This window comes from Cupriavidus sp. a3, from assembly GCF_051015765.1.
Taxonomy (GTDB): domain Bacteria; phylum Pseudomonadota; class Gammaproteobacteria; order Burkholderiales; family Burkholderiaceae; genus Cupriavidus; species Cupriavidus oxalaticus_A.
Genome location: NZ_CP170643.1, coordinates 813,701 through 834,730, shown reverse-complemented (window position 1 = coordinate 834,730; position 21,030 = coordinate 813,701). Strand labels below are relative to the sequence as shown.

The following is a 21,030-nucleotide window of genomic DNA, read 5'->3' as shown; positions in this document are numbered from 1 at the left end:
TTAGCGGGTTTCGCAAAAAAAGCAGGCCGCCGGCCTGCTTTTTTCATGCCCGGCGCATGGCTGAGCGCTGCGCCGTCTTCACGACATGGCGGCGGTGCCCGCGCCGCCGCTTCCACCAGATCAGCACGCCGGTCAGGGCAAAGGCCAGCGGCGCCAGCCCGAACAGCGTGATGAAGATCCGCCCCGGCAGGCCGAACGCCTCGCCGGTATGCAGCGGGAACAGCCAGTTCAGCAGCGTGTCGCCGGCGGGCGCGTCGTGCGGGTCCTTCGCGCCCAGCCGCGTCCCGGTCCAGGCGTCGAGCCAGAGCCGGGTCGCGCCGCTGTCCTTGCGCACCTCGTCCGGCTGGCGCAGCCGCACTTCGAAGGCGTCGCCCGGCTTGCGCGGGAAGCTGATGCGGGTGATGCGCGCGTCGGGATACTGGGACTGCGCCGCCGCCATGATCTGGCCTGCGTCGAGCGGGCGGGCATCGGGCGCATGCGGGGCCGAGACATGCTTGGCCGGCGGTGTCACCGTCATCACCCCCGCCACGATCGGCGTCACCCATTTCGGCAGGTTCAGGTACCAGCCCGAAAAGGCAAGGATGGCCAGCACCGGCGCCGCCAGGATGCCGCCGGCCCGGTGCAGCGAATAGTTGAAGCGCGGCCACGAGCCGCCATGGCTGATCCGGAACGCCTGCGCCCATGCGCGCAGTTTCGTCTTGGGCCACCACACCGCCACGCCCACCAGCGTGGTCAGCAGCAACATCATGCCCGCCACGCCGGTGATGGTCTTGCCGGTCTCGCCGCTGAGCAGGTAACGGTGCAGGTGGAACAGCGTGGGCAGCAGTAGCCGGCGCGAGACGCCGGGCTCGCCCCACACGCGCTCGCCCTTCACCGCCAGCGTCACCGGATCGACCATCACCTGCCGCGAGCGGCCCGGTACCACGCCCTCCGGCCCCTTGACCGGATACCAGGCGATGAAGACGCCTTCGTCGTGGGTCGGCAGCATCAGCAGGTTGGGCCGGCCATACGGCGGCGCGGCCAGGCGCTCGGTCACGGCCTGGACGGTAGCCGGCGTAACGATTCCACTGGCGGGCGCCGACGCAACCAGCAGGTCCGGGTTGAGCCAGGCATCGAGCTCATCGCGCCACGCGATGGCCATGCCGGTCAGGCCCAACAGGACAAAAAGCAGGCCGAGGCTCAGCCCGATATAGAGATGCAGCTTGACGAGGACGACGCGCAGGCGGCCGGTGACCATGGCTTGTGTTGTGTATTTGAGACGCTGCAGCGTGCTCGATATGACCCGAAAGCCATATCGCGACGGAATGCAAATGCGAAAGATTCGCGATTCTAACAGGGAGAAGTTGCGCGGAGACGGCACGATCCGCGCAATGGCGGATCCGCAACGACTGCTCAGCGTTGCAGCGGCGCGAACATTGCCCCCAGGTCGAGGTGCGCCGCCAGGGTGTCGGCAAGCCGCTCGATCGACGCTTCGCGCAGCGCATCGAGGTCCACTGCCTGCGCGCCATCCAGTCCTGCCCAGTGCAGCAGCGCCTGGCAGCCGGCCGGATCGTCGAACAGGCCGTGGACATAAGTCGCCATGACCTGGCCATCGGCCGAGCAGGCGCCGTCGGGGCGCATGGTGCCGTCGCCGCGGTCGAGCCACAGCGCGGGCCGCTCCAGCCCGGCGCCGGTGGTAACGCCCAGATGGATCTCGTAGCCCCGCACTGGCGCGTCCGCATCCGCCAGCCGCCCGCTGACCTGGCGCAGCTGCTTCTCGGCGGCGAGCGTGGTCTCGTAGTCGAGCCAGCCCAGGCCCGCGCTGCTGCCGGCAGGGCCTTCGCGGCCGTCGGGGTCATGCACTTGCCGGCCCAGCATCTGCATGCCGCCGCAGATGCCGACCAGCTTGCCGCCGTAGCGCAGGTGCCGCTGCAGCGCCGCCTCCCAGCCGTTGGCGCGCAGGAACGCCAGGTCGGCACGCACGCTCTTGCTGCCGGGCAGCACCACCAGGTCGGCAGGCGGGACCGGCATGCCGGGCCCGATGAACTGCAGGTCTACCTGCGGATGGGCGCGCAGCGCGTCGAAGTCGGTATGGTTGGCGATGCGCGGCAGCACCGGCACGATCACGCGCAGCCGCTGCGCCCCGGACCTGGTGGCCTGGGTGCCGATGATGGCGTCCTCCGCATCCAGGTGCAGGCCGTGCAGGTACGGCAGCACGCCGAACACTGGCTTGCCGGTGCGTGCGGTGAGCCAGTCGAGACCCGGCTCGAGCAGGCTGATATCGCCGCGGAAGCGGTTGATGATGAAGCCGGTCACGCGCGCGCGTTCGCTGTCAGACAGGCAATCGAGCGTGCCGACCAGGTGCGCGAACACGCCGCCGCGATCGATATCGGCGACCAGCACCACCGGGCAATCGACCCGCTCGGCGAAGCCCATGTTGGCGATATCGCGCTCGCGCAGGTTGATCTCGGCGGGGCTGCCGGCGCCTTCCACCAGCACCACGTCATAGGCCTGTTCCAGCCGCGCGTGCGAGGCGAGCACCGCCTTCATCGCCTCGGGCTTGTAGGCGTGGTAGGCGCGGGCATCGAGGTCGAGCCGCGCGCGGCCATGGATGATCACCTGCGCGCCGGTGTCGCTGCTGGGCTTGAGCAGCACCGGGTTCATGTCGGTATGGGGCGCCAGCCGCGCGGCCTGCGCCTGCAGCGCCTGCGCGCGGCCGATTTCGCCGCCGTCCGCGGTCACCGCGCTGTTCAGCGCCATGTTCTGCGGCTTGAACGGCGCCACGCGCGTGCCGGCGCGCGCCAGCACGCGGCACAGCCCCGCGACCACGGTGCTCTTGCCGGCATCGGAGGTGGTGCCCTGGACCATCAGCGTGCCGCGCAGGGCACCCGGCGGCAAGGAAAGCGGGGAATCGGTATACATCGGCGAATTATCGCATCGGCCTTCATGCGATGGCGGGATGCGAGGGTCGGATGCGGCGGCTACAATACGCGGATGGAAACCCCGGCCATCGCCCCTGAACCCGCTACCGCCAGTGCGGAGAAGCCGCTTGCGGCCGGCGCATCCGGCGCGCGGCAGCTGACGCTGGTGCTGGGCGGCGCGCGCTCCGGCAAGAGCCACTACGCCGAACAGCTGGCGAGCGACCACGCCGGCATCACCGGCGGGCCGGTCACGTATATCGCCACCGCGCGCCAGGATCCCGCACGGGCCGACCAGGAACTCGAAGTCCGCATCGCGCTGCACCGCGCCCGCCGTCCCGTCGACTGGCGCCTGGTGGAAGAGCCGGTGCGGCTGGCCGATGCGCTCTATGCCAATGCGCGCCACGACGGCTGCATCCTGGTGGACTGCATGACGCTGTGGATGAACAACCTGCTCTTCCCCGACGGCCGCAGCTATCCCGATCATGGCGTGATCACGCCGCCCGATGCCTTCACCGAAGAGATCGAGTCGCTGCTGACCGCGCTGCCCACGCTGCCCGGCCACGTGATACTGGTCTCCAACGAGATCGGCTTCGGCGTGGTGCCGATGGGCGCGATCACCCGCTTCTACGTCGATGAACTGGGACGCCTGAACCAGAAGCTGGCCGCCGCCGCGGACCGCGTGCGGCTGCTGGTGGCGGGCATCCCGGTCCCGGTCAAGGGCGCCGATCCCGCATGCTGATGCAGGCCTGGCCGGCTTGCGTGGCCGCGGCGCTGGCCGGCGTTCTGCTTGACCGGTGGCTGGGCGAGCCGCGCCGCTTCCATCCGCTGGTCGGCTTTGGCCGCCTCGCTTCAGCCCTCGAACGACGCTGCAACGATCCCCAACGCCGCGGCGCGCCATGGCGGCAGCGCCTGGCGGGCCTTGCCTGCTGGTGCGTGCTGGTGCTGGCGCCGGCTGCGCTCGCATGGTGGCTGGTCGATGCGGCGGCACGCTGGCATTCGCTCGCGGCACTGGTGCTGCATGCCATCGCGCTGTACGCCGCGCTCGGCGCGCGCAGCCTGCACCAGCATATCGCCCCGATTGCCGGCGCCCTCGCTGCGTCCGACCTGCCAGCCGCACGGACGCTCACCGCACGCATCGTCTCGCGCGATACCGCCGATGCCGATGCCGAAGCGCTGGCGCGCGCCGCCTGCGAATCGGCGCTGGAGAACGGCAACGACGCGGTCTTCGGCGCGCTGTTCTGGTTCCTGCTCGGCGGCGCGCCCGCGGTGATCGTGTTCCGGCTGGCCAATACCCTCGATGCGATGTGGGGCTACCGCACGCCGCGGCTGCAATATTTCGGCTGGGCGGCGGCGCGCCTCGACGATGCGCTCAACCTGCTTCCCGCGCGGCTGACCGCGCTGTCGTACGCGCTGCTGGGCGCCACCACACAGGCGCTGCGCTGCTGGCGCACGCAGGCGCCGGCATGGTCCAGCCCCAATGCCGGACCGGTGATGGCGGCGGGCGCCGGCGCGGTCGGCGTGCAGCTTGGCGGACCGGCGCGCTATCACGGCGAGCTGGAACAACGTCCGCCGCTGGGTGCCGGCAGCGCACCGCAGGCCGAGCACGTGATGGCGTGCCTGCGGCTGGTGCAACGTACCTTGTGGCTGTGGCTGGCGCTTGCGGGCGCCAGCGCGCTGGCCGTTCTTGCCGTGTCCGCACCGACGTGAGCCCTGCCCTTCCCCCGATCCGCCATGGCGGCAACCTGCTGGCCGCGGTACGCCGCTACGGCCGTGCCGAAGCCGACTGGCTCGACTTGTCCACCGGCATCCATCCCGACGGCTACCCCGTGCCGGCGCTGCCCGCTTCCGCGTGGCAGCGGCTGCCGCAGGACGGGGATGGGCTTGCCGAGCTGGCCGCACACGCCTTCGGCGCGCCGCAGGCGTTGCCGGTGGCCGGCTCGCAGGCCGCGATCCGCACGCTGCCAGGCCTGCTGCGGCCGGGGCGCGTCGGCATTGCCGCGCTCGGCTACAGCGAGTACGCGCCCGCGTTCGCCGCAGCCGGACATACAGTGGTGCTGCTGGACGAAGCGGACTTCACTCGCGCGGACCTTGCCGATACGCTCGACCATCTGGTCGTCGTCAATCCCAACAACCCCACCGCCCGGCTGCTGCCGGCGGCAATGCTGCTCCGTTGGCATGCCGCGCTGGCACGTCGCGGCGGCACGCTGCTGGTCGATGAAGCCTTCATCGATTGCCTGCCCGCGGCATCGGTCGCCGCCCACAGCGGCACTGAAGGATTGGTAGTGCTGCGCTCGGTCGGCAAGTTCTACGGTCTCGCCGGTATCCGCTGCGGCTTCGTGCTGGCGCGCCGGCCGTTGCTCGATGCGCTTCATGAGCGGCTGGGCCACTGGACCGTCTCGGGGCCGGCGCGCGCCGTCGCCCGGCATGCGCTGGCGGACCGCCAGTGGCAGGAAGCCAACCGTGCGCAACTGGGCCTGTCCGGCGCGCGGCTCGGCACGCTGCTGGCGCGCCACGGGCTGACCGCTGTCGTGCACCCGTTGTTTTGCTGGGTACCGCATGCCGAGGCGCTGGCGCTGCACGAAGCGCTGGCGCGCCATGGCGTCTGGACCCGATATTTCGACGCCGCAGGCGGCTGCCTGCCGAGCCTGCGCCTGGGCCTGCCGCCCGACCGGCCGGCCTGCTGGCAGCGGCTCGATGCCGCGCTGGCCGCGGTGACCGCCTGAAACCTCGCCATGTACGCATTGAAATTCGCCATTGCCCCGATGCTGGCCGCCACCGCCCTGCTTGCCGCACCCGCGGCGCAGGCCGCCGTATCGGTGGTCGACGATGCCGGCCAGACCATCACGCTGGCGCAGCCGGCACGCCGCGTGATCTCGCTGGCGCCGCACGTGACCGAGATGATCTTTGCCGCCGGCGGCGGCGACCGCATCGTCGGCACGGTCCACTACAGCGACTACCCGCCACAGGCGCGCGACATCCCGCGCGTGGGCGACAACAAGGCGCTGGACCTGGAGCGCATCGCCGCGCTCAAGCCGGACCTGATCGTGGTCTGGCGCCATGGCAATGCTCAGAAGCAGACCGACCGCCTGCGCGCCCTGGGCCTGCCGCTGTTCTACAGCGAGCCGCGCAAGCTGGCATCGATCCCGGAAAACGTGGAGAAGCTGGGCACCCTGCTGGGCACGGAAGCCACCGCGCGGCGCGCCGCCGACAGCTTCCGCCAGCAGGTGGAGACGCTGCGCAAGAGCTACGCGGCACGGCCGCCGGTGACCGTGTTCTACCAGGTCTGGCAGCAGCCGCTGATGACGCTCAACGGCCAGCACCTGGTCAGCGACATGCTGGCGCTGTGCGGCGGTCGCAACCTGTTCGGGGCCGAGACGCCACTGGTGCCGACGGTATCGGTCGAGGCGGTGGTGGCGGGCAATCCGGAAGCAATGCTGACCGCGGGCATGGGCGCCACGCGCTCGGACCAGCCGCTGCCCGACTACGCGATGTGGCAGCGCTGGAAGCAAATCACCGCGGTGGCGCGCAACAACCTGTTCGTGATCGACGGCGACCTGGTCAACCGCGCCGGTCCGCGCGTGGTGCAAGGCATCGAGCAGATCTGCAAGGACCTCGACGTGGCGCGCAGCCGGCGCCCGGCGCGCTGATCAGCCACCGCGTTTTTATGTCCGGTTCCACCATTCGAGCCGCGCCCCATCCGCACCCAGCCGGAAGCGGCAGCTCGCGCCGAAGCCCAGCGCCCAGTTGACCGTCACCGCCAGCGGCACGCCGAGCCAGTGCGCGGCCAGCATGCGCATCGGCCCGGCATGGCCGACCACCCATACGCAGCAATCGTCCCGCACATCGAGCGCGTCGGCCCAGCCGGCCACGCGCGCCATCGCCTGCGCCGGCGACTCGCCGCCATGCGGGCGCGCATGCAGCAGGTCCGCGGCCCACTGGTCGAGCGCGGCGCGGTCGATCTCGTCCCACGGTACGCCTTCCCAGCTGCCGAAGTCCAGTTCGCGCAACAGCGGTTCGGTGGCAATAGCCGGAATAGCCGGCACGCCGGCCGGCAAGGTCTGCACCAGCGCCTGCGCGGTCCCGAGCGCACGCGCCAGCGGGCTGCTGACGATGCGCGCGGGCGCCGGCAGGCCCGCCACGATCTGCGCGGCAACCGGCATCAGTGGCGACACCAGCGGCAGGTCGAGGCAGCCGTAGCAGGTGCCCGCAGCCACCTCGGGCTGCGCATGGCGGATCAGGACCAGGTCCATGCCGATGCCACCAGGTAGATCAGGGTCTCCGCGCACTGCTGGGCCATGCCGAGGCAATCGCCGGTATAGCCGCCGATGCGGCGCACGAAGTAGCGGCCGAGCAGCACGCGCAACACTAGCAGCGCAGCCACGGCGCCCGCAAAGAACGATGGCGATACCAGCCACAGCGGTACCACCCCGCACAACAGCGCGAACCCCAGCCCCGCGCCGGCGAGCCGCTGCGCCACAGGCTTGGCCTTGCCTTCCGGGCGCACGTACTGCAGCGTGGCGAGATAGCTGACCGCCATCGCGCGGCTGGCGGCGTGCGCTGCCACCAGCACCGCCAGCAATACCGCCGCACCGTGCTGCGTGCCGATCGCCACCAGCAGTTGCCACTTGAGCAGCAGCGCCACCACCAGCGCGATGGCGCCGAACGCACCGATGCGCGAGTCATGCATGATGCGCAGTACGTCTTCGCGCTGCCATGCGCCGCCGAAGGCATCGACGCAGTCCGCCAGGCCGTCCTCATGGAAGGCGCCGGTCAGCAGCAGCGTGGCCGCCATTCCCAGCAGCACCGCCACGCCGACCGGCCACCACTGCAGCGCGCCCCATGTAACCAGCGCACCGGCGCCGCCGACCAGCAGGCCCACCAGCGGGAAATAACGCGCCGCGGCATGCAGGTAATGCGGCTCGAATCCGACCCATCGCGCCAGCCAGCCAGGCAGCGGCACACGCGTGAAATAGCCCAGCGCGGTAAAGAAATAGCGCAGCTCGCCGCCGAAGCCGGCCGGCGCGGGCGCGGGGTCGGACGGCACACTCATGCCGAGGCCGTGCTGACGCCGGCGCCGCTGAAGGTCGCCATCTCGTTGAGGAACGCGACCGCGGACGCGAGCAGCGGCCACGCCAGCGCCGCGCCGGTGCCCTCGCCCAGGCGCAGGTCCAGCGCCAGCAGTGGTTCGGCGCCAAAGTGGTCCAGCAGCGCGCGGTGGCCGCGCTCGTGCGAGCAATGCGTGAACACGCAGTACTGCAGCACGTTGGGGTCGATGCGCTGCGCCACCAGCAGCGCGGCCGTGGCGATAAAGCCATCGACCAGGATCACCATGCGGCTGGCCGCGGCGGCGAGAAAGGCGCCAGCCATCATCGCGATCTCGAAGCCGCCGAACGTCGCCAGCACATCGAGCGGCGCCTGCGCATCAGGGTGCAGCGCGAGGGCGCCTTCCAGCACCTCGCGCTTGCGCGCCAGCCCGGCATCGTCCAGCCCGGTGCCGCGGCCGATGCAGTCCGCCAGCGGCAGCCCGGTCAGCCGCTGCATCAGGCACGCGGCCGCCGAGGTATTGGCAATGCCCATCTCGCCGAAGCCGATCACATTGCAGCCCTGCTGGGCATGTCGCAGCACGCGCGCCATGCCGGCGGTCATCGCCGCCGCGGCCTGTTCCGGCGTCATCGCCGGTTCCTGCGCGAAGTTGCGGGTGCCGTCGGCGATGCGGCAGTTGACCAGCCCGGGTGCCGCCGGCAGCGGCACGCGCACGCCGGCGTCGACGATTTCCAGCGCAATACCGTGCTGGCGCGAGAACACATTGATCGCCGCGCCGCCGGCCAGGAAATTCCTGACCATCTGCGCGGTGACCTCGGCCGGATAGGCGCTGACGCCCGCGTCGGCCACGCCGTGATCCGCGGCAAAGACGATCACCGTCGGCCGCTGCAGCACGGGGCGCTGCGTGCCGAGGATCAGCCCCAGCTGCAGCGCCAGCGACTCGAGCCGGCCGAGCGCGCCGAGCGGCTTGGTCTTGTCGTCGATGGCGGCCTGAAGCACGGGACGCAGTGTGTTGTCGAGGGGAGCGATTTCGGGAAACTGCATGATGCTGTGGTTCTTGAGGTCTGGATCGTGGGAAACACTCGGGGCTACATTTCCACGCCGCGCTGCGCCTTGATGCCCTGCTGGAAGGCGTGCTTGACCGGCGTCATGTCGGTGACGGTATCGGCCGCCTCCACCAGCGCCGGCGGCGCGCCGCGGCCGGTGATGACCACGTGCTGCATCGGCGGGCGTGCGCGCAGGTCGGCAATGACCCGATCCACATCAAGATAGTGCAGCTTGAGCGCGATGTTGAGTTCATCGAGCAGCACCAGCCCGACGGCCGGGTCGCGCAGCATGCCGCGGGCCACTTCCCACGCGGCTTCGGCCTTGGCCACGTCGCGCGCGCGGTCCTGGGTGTCCCAGGTATAGCCCTCGCCCATCACGTGAAAAGCACATTCCTCGGGGAAGCGGCGCAGGAACATCTCTTCGCCGGTCGGCCGCGCGCCCTTGATGAACTGGACCACGCCGGTGCGCATGCCGTGTCCGAGCGCGCGCACCACCATGCCGAAGCCGGAGCTGGATTTGCCCTTGCCGTTGCCGGTCGTGATCACGATCACGCCGCGCTCGTCCTGCGCGGCGGCGATCTTGGCGTCGATCACTTCTTTCTTGCGCACCATGCGCGCCTTGTGGCGTGCGTCGCGCTCCGGGTCGTCGGTGGCGGGATTGTGAGAATCGGTCATTTACTCGGGCCTTGCGTAAAGAATCGCGGCGCCGTGGCGCCATCGGGAATCAGTGCAGTATGCACGCCGTCGCTGACGCTGACGATGCGGGTGCGCAGCGCGCGGGAGCAATGTTCGGGAGTGAGTACCTGTGCCGCCGGACCATGCAGCGCAGTGCTGTCCTCGGCCATCAGCAAGGCGTGGGTGGCGTAGCGCAGCGCCAGCGTCAGGTCATGCAGGATCACCACGATGGCATGGCGACCGGCGCGGGCCAGCGCGGCAAGCTGCTCCAGCACCAGGATCTGGTGGCGCAGGTCGAGGTGCGAGACCGGCTCGTCGAGCAGCAGCAGCGGCGCCTGCTGCGCCAGCGCCGCGGCGAGCGAGGCGCGCTGCCGCTCGCCGCCGGACAGCGTCAGCACGTCGCGGGCCGCCAGTGCCTCGATATCCATGGCGCGGATGGTGTCGTGCACCACACGGTCGTCCTCGCGCCCGGTCCAGCCCCAGCCGGACAGGTGCGGGTGGCGGCCTACGCGCACCGCATCGAGCACCGACATGGAGAACGTATCGTGCACCGCCTGCGGCAGGTAGGCACGCTGGCGTGCCAGCGCCGACGGCGCCACTTGCACGGCAGGCTTGCCGTCGATCTCGACAGTGCCGCCGTCCACGTGGCGCAGGCCCGCCAACGCGGTCATCAGCGTGGACTTGCCGGCGCCGTTGGGCCCGGCGATGCACCACAGCTGGCCGGGGCCGATGTCCAGCGTCAGGTCATCGACCAGCACGCGCTGGCCGGTGCGCAGCCGCACGTCGCGCAGCGCCAGCACCGGGCAGGCGGCTAGCGGCAGCGACCAGTCGGCGCTCGCGTTCATCGCGGCCTCCGCAGCAGCAGGTAGAGAAAGGTCGGCACACCCAGCAGTGCCGTGATCACGCCCACCGGCAGCTGCGCCGGTGCGATCACGGTGCGGGCGACCAGGTCGGCCGCCATCAGCAGCGCACCGCCCAGCAACACCGCCGCCGGCAGCAGCAGGCGCTGGTCGTTGCCCCATGCCAGCCGCACCAGGTGCGGCACGACCAGGCCGATAAAGCCGATCGAACCGGCCGTGGTAATGGCCACGGCAATGCACACGGAAGCCAGCAGGAAGGTCAGCAGCCGCACCCGGCCCACGCGCACGCCCAGCGACTGCGCCACGGTCTCGCCCAGCAGCATCACGTTGAGCGCGCGCGCCATCGGCATGGCCAGCAGCAGCGCGACGATCATCGTCGCCAGCGCGCCGCCGTAGCTGGCGGTGCCGCCCAGGTCGCCGGTCAGCCAGAACAGCATGCCGCGCAGCCGCGATTCCGGCGCCACGGCAAGGATCAGCGTGATCACCGCGCCCCACCCCGCGGCCATGATCACGCCAGTCAGCAGCAGGCGCGCGCCGGCCTCGCGATGGCCGCCCTGCACCTGCGGGTGCAGCAGGTCGCGCCGTGCCAGCGTTGCCACTAGCAGCATCGAGCCCAGCGCGCCGACGGCGGCGGCCGTCTGCACGCCCCACCACGGCGACAGCACCAGCATCGCCAGCAAGGCGCCGACCGACGCGCCGCCGGAGACGCCCAGCACATAGGGCTCGGCCAGCGGGTTGCGCAGCAGCACCTGCATCAGCGCGCCGGACAGCGCCAGCAGGCCGCCGCAGGCAAAGGCCGCGGCCGCGCGCGGCAGGCGCAGCTCGCGCACGATGGCGCCCGCGGTACCAGTGTCGGCACCGCTGAGCGCCTGCCACAGCTCGCGCGCATCGAGCGATACGCTGCCCAGCGCGAGCGAGGCCGCGAAGACTGCGGCTGACGCAACGGCAAGCGCCAGCCACACCGCCAGGGCGCGCCGGAACTCAGACATGGCGCGCCCGTGCGCTCATCGCTGGCGCCAGCCCAGCGTGATGAAGCCCGCGCGCCCCTGCGTGTTGTAGGGGTAAGCGAGCTGGTAGTCCTTGTCGAACAGGTTTTCGACGCGGGCGGCAACGAACCATTGCTTGTCGATGTTGTAGCGGGCGTTGAGGTTGACGATACCGTATCCGCCCAGGCGGCGCGAACCGGCGTCCATGCGCGACGACGATACCAGCCATTCGCCGCCGAAGCGCCAGTTGCCGAAGTTGCGGCCCACGTCCAGCGCGGCGTGGCGTCGCGCGCGGCGCAGCAGCTGGGTGTCGTTCTGCTCGTCGACCGGGTTCTGGAAGGTCACGCTGGCGCCAACGTCGGTGCCGTACACGGTGGCGCGCCACGACGCCTCGATGCCCTGCACCTTGGCCTTGTTGACGTTCTCTGCCAGGAACATGCCGTTGGGCTGCAGCGCCGACACGATCAGGTCGTCGTAACGGGTCTCGAACGCGGTCACGCGCAGCAGGCCCGCCGTGGCGGTGGTGTATTGCACGCCCGCCTCGACCGACTTGGCGCGCTCCGGCTGCAGGTTGGGCTGGCCGAAGTTGGGGAAGTACAGCTCGTTGAAGGTCGGCGCGCGGAAGGCGTTGCTGACGCTGGCGATCAGCTTGAACGCATCGGTCACGTTATAGCCGTAGCCGGCGAAGAAGCTGCCCTGGTTGCCGAAGTCGGAATAATGGTCGTTGCGCGCGTTGAGCTGCAGCTGGTGCTTGCCGATGCGCCCGTCGTAGCCGCCGAACACCGAGAACACGTTGCGCGTGGGCGCGCCGTAGGCGCTCGAGACCAGTTCCTGCTGCAGGTAGTCGGTGCCGAACAGCAGCGTGTGGTTGGCGGCGACCGCGTACTCGTTCTGCCAGTTGAACTGGCGGTTGCGGGTGTTGAAGGTGCCGTTGGGACGCCCGTTCAGGAAGGTGTCGCTGTTGTCCGCGCTCTGCGACAGCTTGAAGTGCGTGGTCCAGTCGGCGCCGACCTTGCCGTTGACGAAGGCCGACAGCGTGTACAGCTCGCTGTTGGTGCGGTTGTCGTCGGTCGGGCGGCCGAAGGCGCTGTCGAACGACAGCTTGCTCTTCGAGTAGTAGCCGCTGAAGCCCGCATCCCAGTCGGGCGTGAAGCGGTGCTTCACCTGGCCCGACACGCTCTGGTTCTCGTAGGGGTTGTCGTTGGGGTTGGCGCGCGGCGCCTGTTGCGTATTGATCGACGAGAAGCCATCGGTCTTGAACGCCGATCCGGTCAAGTTGAACGAGGTATCGCCCACCTGCCCGCCGTAGCCGACCGTGCCCTGGCGCGTGTTGTTGCTGCCGTACTCCACCGACGCATTGGCCGCCGGGGCCTGGCCCGCACCGCTCTTGGTAAAGATCTGCACCACGCCGCCGATCGCGTCCGAGCCGTACAGCGCCGACACGTTGCCGCGTACCACCTCGATCCGGTCGATCTGGTCGGGCAGGATATTGGCCAGCTGCGCGGTGCCGCTGCTGGCCGACGACACGCGCACGCCATCGATCAGGATCAGCGTCTGGTTGGAGTTGGCGCCGCGCATGAACAGCGAGGTGTTGGTGCCCATGCCGCCATTGGCGGTGAGCTCCACGCCGGCCTGGTTGCGCAGCAGCGTGCGCAGGTCGGGCGCCTGCGAGTTGACGATATCTTGCTGCGTCACCACCGTCGTGTGCGGCAGTGCCTCGGTAATGGATTGCGCGGTGCGGGTGGAGGTCACCACCACCGGGGCCAGTTGCTGGGCGGTGCCGCTGTCGGCGGCTTGCGCGAACGAGGTGGCCGGGACCAGGGTGAACGAGGCAATGGCTGCCGCAATCGCAGACGAGGTTGCGGGCACGAGCGGACGCACCGCCGGGGCTGCTGCCGGGCGGGTCGACCTGTGGAGCGATGAACGCATGATGCAGGACTAGGTAGGAACGGCCGGGCCCGTTCCCCCGCGGACCATATGGCGATGAGGCGTGCCGCGCACGGGCGGCAGCCCGCGTTCAGGCCGGTATCCGGGCTGGCGACTCGGAACCGGCGCCTTCCCGAACCCGAGGTTCAGTGGCGTGCGGCCGGTCCTGCGTGGACATGTGGCCGGGATCGGATCCCGGTCGTTGCCGGCGGCCCTTCCGGCAGCTGGCTGCGGAAGTGGCTGGCGCTGGCGGATGCGCACGCGGTCGCTTACCGTTGCGGGGGCAGCACAGGTTGGCCCGTCCGGCGCGCGGCCGGCAAGGCTCCCTGTTTCCCGTTGAACTGCCCTTTCGCCAGGGACGAAAAGGGCGAGCACCTGGAACGTGCGCGAGTGTAGGGAGTTTCGCTACCCGAGTCAACGCGGCGCCCGTAGTGTTTTGTCACAACTCTGCCGTGGTTTTGGGTGCAGAAGGCTGCAACTTCCATGCAGGTACCCGGTCACAAACGCTTTCCTTCGCATTGTGCGCGGCGGCGCATCGGCTAGAATCGCGTTACCTGACCTTTATCCCATCATGACAGGCCCTATGCTCAACGAACTCGAACAACTGGCCGCGAAGATCGGGCGCGTGCTGCACCATGCGGACACCCTGGCGGCGGAAAACCAGCGGCTGCGCGACGAGATCGCCCGGCTGGAGGGTGAAGCCGCGCAGTTGCGCAGCGAGCGCGAGGCCATGGCAGCCGACCGCGAGTTGCTCAACATCAAGATCGAGGAAGCGCAGCTGCGCATCCAGTCCATCCTTGACAAGCTGCCGACCGCCAGCGACACGCGCCAGCTCGACCTGCTGGGCGAGGGCGCCGCGGCAGAGCCGCACAAGGCCTCCGGAGAACACGCATGAGCAACAAGCAAGTCGAAGTCAATATCGCCGGCCAGCCGTACCGCTTTGCCATCGCGCCCGAGAACGAGGCCGCGCTGCTCGAGGCCGTGGCACTGGTCGACACGCAGATGAACAAGCTGCGCAACGGCATTGCCGCCAAGGGCGTCGAGCGCGTGGCGGTGATGGCCGCGATTTCGATCGCGTCCGATCTGCTGGCCCTGCAGCGCAAGCAGCAGGCCGAAGGCACGATCCCGGTCGAGGCCATCCACGCGCGCATCCGCGAACTGAACGAACGCGCCGACGAAGCGTTGCGGCAATACGCGCACGTGGGTACCGGCACGCGGGGCTGAACGGGCCGGTTGAAACCCAGCCGGGCAGCCTTATATACCGTGAAAATGGAGGGATGTGCAGCGGATGCCGCGCTGTCGCGCAAAATGTAACGATACGCGCGTGTGGACTTGGTAAGGCCTGCGACGCGGTGTATAGTGTAGCCAGACTGCACGAGGCACCACAAAAGTGCAGCTGACTGGCCAGGTTATCGCGCCCGGCCGCCGTTTTCATCCCATCCTAGTTAGAAACGGCAAACGTCTGACATCCCGCAGGCAGGTCACCTACCCGGCCGGTCGAAGCGGTTGTAGCGTCAGACGTTTGACAGTTTCCCTGCCTGGTTCGTGAGGGTCATAAACTCCTTGAACCGATATGCATTGCATGGTGCGGGATCATGTCGCGTGGGCGAGCGCGTCGTCGCATTCATAGTCCGGGCCTGGCTTGGACTCCCTGAGTGGATGATGTACCCGAAATGCGACTTCCGCAGCCACTCTGAACCTCACTTGGGTTCAGGATGCCGACCCAGCGGCCGAGGCGGGGACCCCCTAAAAAGGCGGTGGTTTTCTGAACCATCGCCTTTTTTCTTTGCGCACGCGCGCGGGCCTCGCCCGCGCACTCCGACTCCTTCATCCTCGAACCGCGCCGTGAGCCCGACCCCGAACAAACGCGCCCGCCAGTATTGGCTGATGAAATCGGAACCGGACGAGGCCAGCATCGACGACCTCGCCCGCGAGGGGACGCTGCCGTGGACCGGCGTGCGCAACTACCAGGCGCGCAACTTCATGCGCGACACCATGCAGATCGGCGACGGCGTGCTGTTCTACCACTCGTCGTGTCCCGAGCCCGGCATTGCCGGCCTGGCCGAGGTCTGCTCCACGCCCTACCCCGACCCGACCCAGTTCGATGCCAAGAGCCCGTACTACGACGCCGCGTCGACGCCCGATACGCCGCGCTGGCTGCTGGTCGACGTGCGCTTCGAGCGCAAGAGCGAGCTGATTTCGCTGGCCGCGCTGCGCGAGCATGAAGAACTGGCCGACATGGTGGTGCTGCGCCGTGGCAACCGGCTCTCGATCACGCCGGTCACGCCGGCGGAATGGCGCTTCATTACCGGCAAGCTGATGCGCTGACACCGGCGCGCTGACCCATGCAGCTTGCTACCCTGCCGGTGCTGGTCCCTGCGCTGCTGGCCCTTGGCGCCTTTACCGGCTTCTGCGCCGGGCTGCTCGGCGTCGGCGGCGGCATGATGATGGTGCCGTTCCTGACGCTGCTGTTCAGCGCGCTGGGCTTTCCCACGGAAGCCATTGTCCATATGGCGATCGCCACCTCGATGGGCACCATCCTGTTCACGTCGCTGTCGTCGGTGCGCGCGCACCACAAGCGCGGCGCGGTGCGCTGGCCGGTGGTGCTGGCGCTGGCACCGGGCATCGTGCTCGGCGGCATGATCGGGGGCGGCAAGGTCTTTGCCGCGCTCAAGACCAGCTGGCTGTCGCTTGCCTTTGCCGTGTTTGTCGGGTTTTCCGCGCTGCAGATGCTGCGCAGCCGCCGACCCGCCCCGAGCCGGCAACTGCCGGGCGCGGCGGGCATGCTGGGCACGGGCGGCGTGATCGGGTTCCTGTCGAGCCTGGTCGGCGCGGGCGGCGCCTTTGTCTCGGTACCGTTCATGACCTGGTGCAACGTGCCGATCCACAACGCGGTGGCGACGTCGGCCGCACTGGGCTTCCCGATCGCTGCCGCCAGCGTGGCGGGCTATGTCTGGAGCGGCTGGCAGATGCCGGGACTGCCGCCGGGATCGATCGGCTACATCTACCTGCCGGCGATGCTCGTCATTGTCGCGGCCAGCATGCTGACCGCGCCGCTGGGGGCGCGCACCGCGCACCAGATGGATGTCGGGCAGCTGCGCAAGGCCTTTGCGGTGCTGCTGCTGTGCCTGGCGTCCTACATGCTGTGGAAGGCCTGGCAGGCGTTCTGAGGGCACCGGGTCCGCAACATTCGTTTGCAATCTCGCGGAACGTTTCAGGCGCCGGTTCCGTCTGACAGCCACTACGTTTTTTCGGGAGAACAAGATGAAACAATGGCTTGCCGCCACCCTGCTGGGCACCACCGCCATCGTCGCTTCGGCGCATGGCGGGCCGGCCGAGACGCCGTCCGGCGTGCTGTCGCTGTCAGCACAGGCAATGAGCGAAGTGCCGACCGACATCGTGCAACTGACGCTGGCCGCCGAACAGGAAGGCGCGGAGCCCACGGCGATCTCGACGGCGCTGTCCACGCGCACCCAGGCCGTGCTGGCACAGGCAAAGCGCACGCAGGGCGTGACCGCGGAATCGGGCGGCTTCACCATCCACCCGAGCACCGACCGCAACGGCCGCATCAGCACGTGGCGCGGGCGCTCCGAGGTCATCCTGAAGTCGCGCGATTTCCCGGCGGTATCGAAGCTGGCAGGCGAGCTGGCCAGCCAGATGCAGGTGCAGAACATCGCCTTCTCGCTGTCGCGCGAAGCGCGCGAAGCGGCCGAGGCCAGGCTGGCCGAACAGGCGGTGGCAACGTTCCGCAACAAGGCGCAGTCGAGCACCAAGCTGTTCGGCTACAACAGCTACACCATCCGGGAGGTCAACGTGAGCGAAAGCGGCGTGGTGCCGCCGATGCCGCGCATGTATGGCGCAGCCAAGGCGATGATGGCCGATGCCGCGGTGCCGGTGCCGGTGGAAGGCGGCAAGACGCAGGTGACGGTATCGGTGAACGGGTCGGTGCAGATGCTGAAGTAAGCCGGTGAGCCACCGCTTGCATGCTGCCTCTCCCGCAAGCGGGAGAGGCAGCATGCCCTGGAACGTCAGAGCGTTGCAAACTGCTGCCGCAACACGTTCTTCTGCACCTTCCCCATCGTATTGCGCGGCAGTTCGTCCACCACGTGCACGCGCTTGGGCACCTTGAAATTGGCGATGCGTCCCTTCAGCGTGCCGATCATCGCCGACTCATCGATCTCCGCGCCCGGCTTCGTCACCACCACCGCCACCACTGCCTCGCCGAAGTCCGCGTGCGGCACGCCGATCACCGCGCTCTCGGCCACGCCCGGCATCTCGTCGATAAAGCTTTCGATTTCCTTCGGGTAGACGTTGTAGCCGCCCGAGATGATCAGGTCCTTGCTGCGGCCGACGATGGTCAGGTAGCTGTCCGGCACCTGGCGCTCGCCCGCCTGGCTGACGATGGCGCCGCCAAAGCGGCCGACGTCGCCGGTCTTGAACCAGCCGTCCCCGGTGAACTCTTCCCTGGTCTTCTCCGGCATGCGCCAGTAGCCATGGAACACGTTCGGGCCCTTGACCTCGACATTGCCGATCTCGCCCGGCGCGCAGGGGTTGCCATCGCCATCGACCACGCGCACCGACACGCCCGGCAGCGGCATCCCGACGGTGCCGCCGATGCGTTCGCCCAGCGCGGAGTCATACGGGTTGGACACCAGCATCACCGTCTCGCTCATGCCGTAGCGCTCCAGGATGGTATGGCCGGTGCGCTCGCGGAAGGCGTCGAAGGTTTCCAGCAGCAGCGGCGCCGAGCCCGACACGAACAGCCGCATGCGGCGGCAGGTGTCGTCGTCAAAGCGCGGCTCCTGCAGCATGCGCACGTAGTAGGTCGGCACGCCCATCATCACGGTCGAGCGCGGCAGGAATTTCAGCACCTGCGCCATGTCGAGCCGGGGCGCCCAGATCATCTTGGCGCCGGCCAGCAGCGCGCCGTGCGAGGCCACGAACAGGCCGTGCACGTGGAAGATCGGCAGCATGTGCAGCAGCACGTCGTCGCTGCGCCAGCCCCAGTATTCGTGCAGCGTCTGCGCGTTGGACGCGAGGTTGCGGTGCGTCAGCATCGCGCCCTTGCTGCGGCCGGTGGTGCCCGAGGTGTAGAGGATGGCGGCGAGGTCGTCGTCCGCGCGCGCGACGGTGGCAAAGGTGTCGTCCTTGCCGGCCGCACGTGCCAGCAGCGAGCCGCTGCGGTCATCGTCCAGCGTAAAGACGTGGTTGACGCCGTGGCGGAAAGCCACCTTGGACACCCAGGCGAAATTCTTGCTGCTGCACACCACCACCGACGGCTCGGCGTTGCCGACGAAATAGTCGATCTCCGCCTCCTGGTAAGCGGTATTCAGCGGCAGGTAGACGTAGCCCGCGCGCAGCGTGGCCAGATACAGGAACAGCGCCTCGGGCGACTTCTCGACCTGCACGGCCACGCGCGCGCCTTCGGGCAGGTTCAGCGAGCCCAGCAGGTTGGCCAGCTTGGCGGTGGCGCGGTCGAGGTCGTCCCAGCTGTAGTACAGGCCGTCGTGGGTCTCGATGCAGCAGGCGGTGCGGTCCGCGGGAAAGCGGGTTTCGAACAGGGCGAACAGGTTGGCGTTCATGGTGTGGATCGAACGAAAGGCTTGGAACGGTATGGGTCACGCAGGGGCATGGCCCCCGATGCCAGATGGTGCGGGCATGGCAATCCCGCATTCTGGCAGATTTGCCGGACTACTCTCCCCGGAACTGCGGCGGCCGGCGCGCCAGGAAGGCGGCCACGCCCTCGGCATGGTCGGCGCCTTCCGCATAGGCGAAGTGCGCGTCGAGCTCGGCCGGCGACAGCGGCGCCGGCATCGGCGCCAGGCGGTGGATGGTGGCCTTGTTGATGCGCGCCGCGGCGGGTGCGCCGGCGGCAATGCGGCGCACCGCGGCATCGACTTCGGCGGCCAGCGCGCCTGGCTCCACCACGCGCGTCAACAGGCCCTTGGCATGCGCCTCGGCGGCGTCGAAGACACGGCCTTCCAGCAGGATCTCGAGCGTTGCGGCGCGCCCCGCCAGCGCCAGCAGGCCTTGCAGCTCGCCCGGCGCCATCGGGAAGCCGAGCCGGTTGATCGGCACCCCGAAGCGGCTGTCCGAGGCGGCGATGCGCAGGTCGCAATGGCATGCGATCTCCAGGCCGCCGCCTACGCATACGCCCTCGATCTTCGCCACGGTCGGGTGCGGGCATTGCGCCACGGCGGCCAGCGCCGGCGCGATGGTGGCCATGTGGTAGTGCCGCACCGCAGCCTCGTCGCCGCGTTCGGCGGGAAACTCGGCGATGTCGGCGCCGGCGGCAAAGTTGCCGTCGGCGCCGCGCACCACCACGCAGCGCAGCGCGGAGTCGGCCGCCAGGCGGGTGAAGCCTGCCGCCAGCTCGCGCCACATCTGCGCGGAGATGGCGTTGAGCTTGCCGGCGTGCGACAGCGTGACGGTGGCAGTGGTGCCCTGGGAGGCAAAGACGACGGTACCGCTCATCGCCCCGCTCCGTTGCATGGATCGGACTTCGACATGATGACGCGTCAATCCATCTTGGCGCCGGACTGCTGCACCACCTGCGCCCAGCGGCGGATCTCGGCACGCTGGAACTGCGCGAACTGCTCCTGCGTGAAGACCGGTGTCTCGGAGCCGTTGTTGAGCCAGACCTGCTTCATTTCCGGCGTGTTCAGCGCCTTCTCGGTCTCGGCGTACAGGCGGTCGACGATGTCCTTGGGCGTACCCTTGGGCACCCACATCGCATACCAGGTCGAGACCTCGTAGTTAGGCACCCCGGCCTCGGCCGCGGTCGGCACATTGGGGAAGGCCGCCGAGCGCTTGCTCGATGCCACCGCCAGCGCCTTGATGCGGCCGGCACGGATATGCTGCGCCGACGAGCCCAGGCCGTCGAACATCAGGTCGACCTGGCCCGCGATCAGGTCGGACAATGCGGGGCCGGCGCCCTTGTACGGGATATGGGTGATGAAGGTCTTGGTCTGGATCTTGAACAGCTCGCCCGCCAGGTGGTGGGCCGAACCGTTGCCGGCCGAGCCGTAGTTGAGCTTGCCGGGATTGGCCTTGGCGTAGGCAATCAGCTCCTGCAGCGTATTGGCCTTGACGCGGTTGGGATTGACCACTATCACCTGCGGCGGCTGGGCGATCACCGTCACCGGGATGAAATCCTTCTCGATGTCGTAGTCCAGCTTCTTGTAGAACGACGGCGCGATCGCATGGTGCGCACCGCCGATGAACACGGTGTAGCCGTCCGGCGCGGCCTTGGCCGCGATGCTGGCCCCGACCGTGCCGCCCGCGCCGCCGCGGTTGTCGATCACGAACTGCTTGCCCAGCTGCTTGGACAGCTGCGCGGTCAGCGGGCGCGCAAAGGCATCGGTGCCGCCGCCGGCCGGGAACGGCACGATCACGGTGACGGGCTTGGACGGCCAGGCATCGGCATGGGCGGCGGGTGCCGCGAACAGCGTGGCGGCGCCGATGCCGGCCACGCCAAGTGCCATGCCCGCTGCGCGCGCGCAGGCGGCCAGGCTGAACTGACGACGATTCATGTTGCTGTCTCCTCTCTCTCTTTTCTGCGGAAAGTCGATCTGAATTGCCACGCGCAGGTGCT

Annotated in this window: 21 protein-coding genes and 1 other RNA gene; 10 read left to right on the top strand and 12 right to left on the bottom strand. The window is 69.1% G+C overall.

The window, feature by feature from the left end:
• Positions 1-43: 43 nt before the first annotated feature.
• Both ACAD63_RS03965 and ACAD63_RS03960 read right to left on the bottom strand, forming a co-directional pair.
• On the bottom strand, positions 44-1,237 hold the full coding sequence (locus tag ACAD63_RS03965; RefSeq protein WP_135705808.1) for a PepSY-associated TM helix domain-containing protein: 1,194 nt from the start codon (positions 1,235-1,237) through the stop codon (positions 44-46).
• A 155-nt stretch (positions 1,238-1,392) separates the two neighbouring features.
• On the bottom strand, positions 1,393-2,901 hold the full coding sequence (locus ACAD63_RS03960; RefSeq protein WP_434033441.1) for a cobyric acid synthase: 1,509 nt from the start codon (positions 2,899-2,901) through the stop codon (positions 1,393-1,395).
• A 72-nt stretch (positions 2,902-2,973) separates the two neighbouring features.
• Between ACAD63_RS03960 and cobU the strand changes: the two genes are divergently transcribed.
• The 4 genes from cobU to ACAD63_RS03940 are packed head-to-tail and all read left to right on the top strand — an operon-like array spanning position 2,974 to position 6,547.
• The gene (gene cobU, locus ACAD63_RS03955) at positions 2,974-3,639 is read left to right on the top strand and encodes a bifunctional adenosylcobinamide kinase/adenosylcobinamide-phosphate guanylyltransferase (protein ID WP_135705812.1); all 666 of its coding nucleotides are present in this window, start codon (positions 2,974-2,976) and stop codon (positions 3,637-3,639) included.
• The gene (cbiB, locus tag ACAD63_RS03950; RefSeq protein ID WP_133092154.1) at positions 3,633-4,607 is read left to right on the top strand and encodes an adenosylcobinamide-phosphate synthase CbiB; all 975 of its coding nucleotides are present in this window, start codon (positions 3,633-3,635) and stop codon (positions 4,605-4,607) included. The genes cobU and cbiB overlap by 7 nt, the downstream gene beginning before the upstream one ends.
• The gene (cobD, locus tag ACAD63_RS03945; protein WP_434033440.1) at positions 4,604-5,623 is read left to right on the top strand and encodes a threonine-phosphate decarboxylase CobD; all 1,020 of its coding nucleotides are present in this window, start codon (positions 4,604-4,606) and stop codon (positions 5,621-5,623) included. The genes cbiB and cobD overlap by 4 nt, the downstream gene beginning before the upstream one ends.
• 9 nt (positions 5,624-5,632) lie before the next feature.
• On the top strand, positions 5,633-6,547 hold the full coding sequence (locus ACAD63_RS03940) for a cobalamin-binding protein (RefSeq protein WP_434033439.1): 915 nt from the start codon (positions 5,633-5,635) through the stop codon (positions 6,545-6,547).
• 15 nt (positions 6,548-6,562) lie between these two features.
• Here the strand turns inward: ACAD63_RS03940 and ACAD63_RS03935 are convergent, their stop codons facing one another.
• Genes ACAD63_RS03935 through ACAD63_RS03905 form a run of 7 tightly spaced genes read right to left on the bottom strand, consistent with a single transcriptional unit; the run spans position 6,563 to position 13,439 of the window.
• Entirely contained in the window at positions 6,563-7,150 is a 588-nt protein-coding gene (locus ACAD63_RS03935; protein WP_135705817.1) for a histidine phosphatase family protein, read from the bottom strand.
• Positions 7,135-7,950 carry an adenosylcobinamide-GDP ribazoletransferase gene (locus ACAD63_RS03930; RefSeq protein WP_133092158.1) on the bottom strand — a complete coding sequence of 272 codons (816 nt, stop codon included), beginning with the start codon at positions 7,948-7,950 and terminating at the stop codon, positions 7,135-7,137. The genes ACAD63_RS03935 and ACAD63_RS03930 overlap by 16 nt, the downstream gene beginning before the upstream one ends.
• The gene (gene cobT / locus ACAD63_RS03925; protein WP_135705820.1) at positions 7,947-8,987 is read right to left on the bottom strand and encodes a nicotinate-nucleotide--dimethylbenzimidazole phosphoribosyltransferase; all 1,041 of its coding nucleotides are present in this window, start codon (positions 8,985-8,987) and stop codon (positions 7,947-7,949) included. The genes ACAD63_RS03930 and cobT overlap by 4 nt, the downstream gene beginning before the upstream one ends.
• A 44-nt stretch (positions 8,988-9,031) precedes the next feature.
• The gene (gene cobO / locus ACAD63_RS03920; RefSeq protein ID WP_434033438.1) at positions 9,032-9,664 is read right to left on the bottom strand and encodes a cob(I)yrinic acid a,c-diamide adenosyltransferase; all 633 of its coding nucleotides are present in this window, start codon (positions 9,662-9,664) and stop codon (positions 9,032-9,034) included.
• Positions 9,661-10,509 carry an ABC transporter ATP-binding protein gene (locus ACAD63_RS03915; protein WP_434033437.1) on the bottom strand — a complete coding sequence of 283 codons (849 nt, stop codon included), beginning with the start codon at positions 10,507-10,509 and terminating at the stop codon, positions 9,661-9,663. Before ACAD63_RS03915 ends, cobO begins: the two co-directional genes overlap by 4 nt.
• Positions 10,506-11,513, bottom strand: coding sequence for a FecCD family ABC transporter permease (locus ACAD63_RS03910; protein WP_135705826.1), 1,008 nt, complete (start codon positions 11,511-11,513; stop codon positions 10,506-10,508). Before ACAD63_RS03910 ends, ACAD63_RS03915 begins: the two co-directional genes overlap by 4 nt.
• 15 nt (positions 11,514-11,528) lie before the next feature.
• Complete coding sequence (locus ACAD63_RS03905) at positions 11,529-13,439, bottom strand: TonB-dependent receptor domain-containing protein (protein ID WP_135705828.1); 1,911 nt, start codon at positions 13,437-13,439, stop codon at positions 11,529-11,531.
• Positions 13,440-14,019: 580 nt separating this feature from the next.
• On the opposite strand from ACAD63_RS03905, the gene ACAD63_RS03900 reads away from it, so the two are divergent.
• The 6 genes from ACAD63_RS03900 to ACAD63_RS03875 all read left to right on the top strand — a co-directional run bounded on the left by ACAD63_RS03900 (position 14,020) and on the right by ACAD63_RS03875 (position 17,399).
• Positions 14,020-14,331: a hypothetical protein gene (locus ACAD63_RS03900; protein WP_133092164.1), complete on the top strand. Its 312-nt coding sequence runs from the start codon at positions 14,020-14,022 to the stop codon at positions 14,329-14,331.
• Entirely contained in the window at positions 14,328-14,660 is a 333-nt protein-coding gene (locus ACAD63_RS03895; RefSeq protein WP_029046048.1) for a cell division protein ZapA, read from the top strand. The genes ACAD63_RS03900 and ACAD63_RS03895 overlap by 4 nt, the downstream gene beginning before the upstream one ends.
• A 304-nt stretch (positions 14,661-14,964) precedes the next feature.
• Positions 14,965-15,182, top strand: a non-coding RNA gene (ssrS, locus tag ACAD63_RS03890) — 6S RNA.
• A gap of 141 nt (positions 15,183-15,323) precedes the next feature.
• The gene (locus ACAD63_RS03885) at positions 15,324-15,764 is read left to right on the top strand and encodes an EVE domain-containing protein (RefSeq protein ID WP_133092377.1); all 441 of its coding nucleotides are present in this window, start codon (positions 15,324-15,326) and stop codon (positions 15,762-15,764) included.
• A gap of 17 nt (positions 15,765-15,781) precedes the next feature.
• A complete protein-coding gene (locus ACAD63_RS03880; RefSeq protein ID WP_135705830.1) occupies positions 15,782-16,606 on the top strand; it encodes a sulfite exporter TauE/SafE family protein in 825 nt (274 codons plus the stop codon).
• Between the two features lie 94 nt (positions 16,607-16,700).
• Complete coding sequence (locus ACAD63_RS03875; RefSeq protein ID WP_135705832.1) at positions 16,701-17,399, top strand: SIMPL domain-containing protein; 699 nt, start codon at positions 16,701-16,703, stop codon at positions 17,397-17,399.
• A 65-nt stretch (positions 17,400-17,464) separates the two neighbouring features.
• On the opposite strand, the gene ACAD63_RS03870 is transcribed toward ACAD63_RS03875, so the two are convergent.
• The 3 genes from ACAD63_RS03870 to ACAD63_RS03860 all read right to left on the bottom strand — a co-directional run bounded on the left by ACAD63_RS03870 (position 17,465) and on the right by ACAD63_RS03860 (position 20,968).
• The gene (locus ACAD63_RS03870; RefSeq protein WP_434033436.1) at positions 17,465-19,018 is read right to left on the bottom strand and encodes a malonate--CoA ligase; all 1,554 of its coding nucleotides are present in this window, start codon (positions 19,016-19,018) and stop codon (positions 17,465-17,467) included.
• Between the two features lie 109 nt (positions 19,019-19,127).
• On the bottom strand, positions 19,128-19,910 hold the full coding sequence (locus ACAD63_RS03865) for an enoyl-CoA hydratase/isomerase family protein (protein WP_133092168.1): 783 nt from the start codon (positions 19,908-19,910) through the stop codon (positions 19,128-19,130).
• 44 nt (positions 19,911-19,954) lie between these two features.
• Positions 19,955-20,968: a Bug family tripartite tricarboxylate transporter substrate binding protein gene (locus ACAD63_RS03860; RefSeq protein WP_135705835.1), complete on the bottom strand. Its 1,014-nt coding sequence runs from the start codon at positions 20,966-20,968 to the stop codon at positions 19,955-19,957.
• Positions 20,969-21,030: the final 62 nt, after the last annotated feature.

Bases quoted from the DNA above. Each gene is read 5' to 3' on its own strand.
- ACAD63_RS03965 (WP_135705808.1), bottom strand. From the start codon at position 1,237: ATGGTCACCGGCCGCCTGCGCGTCGTCCTCGTCAAGCTGCATCTCTAT.
- ACAD63_RS03960 (WP_434033441.1), bottom strand. From the start codon at position 2,901: ATGTATACCGATTCCCCGCTTTCCTTGCCGCCGGGTGCCCTGCGCGGC.
- cobU (WP_135705812.1), top strand. From the start codon at position 2,974: ATGGAAACCCCGGCCATCGCCCCTGAACCCGCTACCGCCAGTGCGGAG.
- cbiB (WP_133092154.1), top strand. From the start codon at position 3,633: ATGCTGATGCAGGCCTGGCCGGCTTGCGTGGCCGCGGCGCTGGCCGGC.
- ACAD63_RS03940 (WP_434033439.1), top strand. From the start codon at position 5,633: ATGTACGCATTGAAATTCGCCATTGCCCCGATGCTGGCCGCCACCGCC.
- ACAD63_RS03935 (WP_135705817.1), bottom strand. From the start codon at position 7,150: ATGGACCTGGTCCTGATCCGCCATGCGCAGCCCGAGGTGGCTGCGGGC.
- ACAD63_RS03930 (WP_133092158.1), bottom strand. From the start codon at position 7,950: ATGAGTGTGCCGTCCGACCCCGCGCCCGCGCCGGCCGGCTTCGGCGGC.
- cobT (WP_135705820.1), bottom strand. From the start codon at position 8,987: ATGCAGTTTCCCGAAATCGCTCCCCTCGACAACACACTGCGTCCCGTG.
- cobO (WP_434033438.1), bottom strand. From the start codon at position 9,664: ATGACCGATTCTCACAATCCCGCCACCGACGACCCGGAGCGCGACGCA.
- ACAD63_RS03915 (WP_434033437.1), bottom strand. From the start codon at position 10,509: ATGAACGCGAGCGCCGACTGGTCGCTGCCGCTAGCCGCCTGCCCGGTG.
- ACAD63_RS03910 (WP_135705826.1), bottom strand. From the start codon at position 11,513: ATGTCTGAGTTCCGGCGCGCCCTGGCGGTGTGGCTGGCGCTTGCCGTT.
- ACAD63_RS03905 (WP_135705828.1), bottom strand. From the start codon at position 13,439: ATGCGTTCATCGCTCCACAGGTCGACCCGCCCGGCAGCAGCCCCGGCG.
- ACAD63_RS03900 (WP_133092164.1), top strand. From the start codon at position 14,020: ATGCTCAACGAACTCGAACAACTGGCCGCGAAGATCGGGCGCGTGCTG.
- ACAD63_RS03895 (WP_029046048.1), top strand. From the start codon at position 14,328: ATGAGCAACAAGCAAGTCGAAGTCAATATCGCCGGCCAGCCGTACCGC.
- ACAD63_RS03885 (WP_133092377.1), top strand. From the start codon at position 15,324: ATGAAATCGGAACCGGACGAGGCCAGCATCGACGACCTCGCCCGCGAG.
- ACAD63_RS03880 (WP_135705830.1), top strand. From the start codon at position 15,782: ATGCAGCTTGCTACCCTGCCGGTGCTGGTCCCTGCGCTGCTGGCCCTT.
- ACAD63_RS03875 (WP_135705832.1), top strand. From the start codon at position 16,701: ATGAAACAATGGCTTGCCGCCACCCTGCTGGGCACCACCGCCATCGTC.
- ACAD63_RS03870 (WP_434033436.1), bottom strand. From the start codon at position 19,018: ATGAACGCCAACCTGTTCGCCCTGTTCGAAACCCGCTTTCCCGCGGAC.
- ACAD63_RS03865 (WP_133092168.1), bottom strand. From the start codon at position 19,910: ATGAGCGGTACCGTCGTCTTTGCCTCCCAGGGCACCACTGCCACCGTC.
- ACAD63_RS03860 (WP_135705835.1), bottom strand. From the start codon at position 20,968: ATGAATCGTCGTCAGTTCAGCCTGGCCGCCTGCGCGCGCGCAGCGGGC.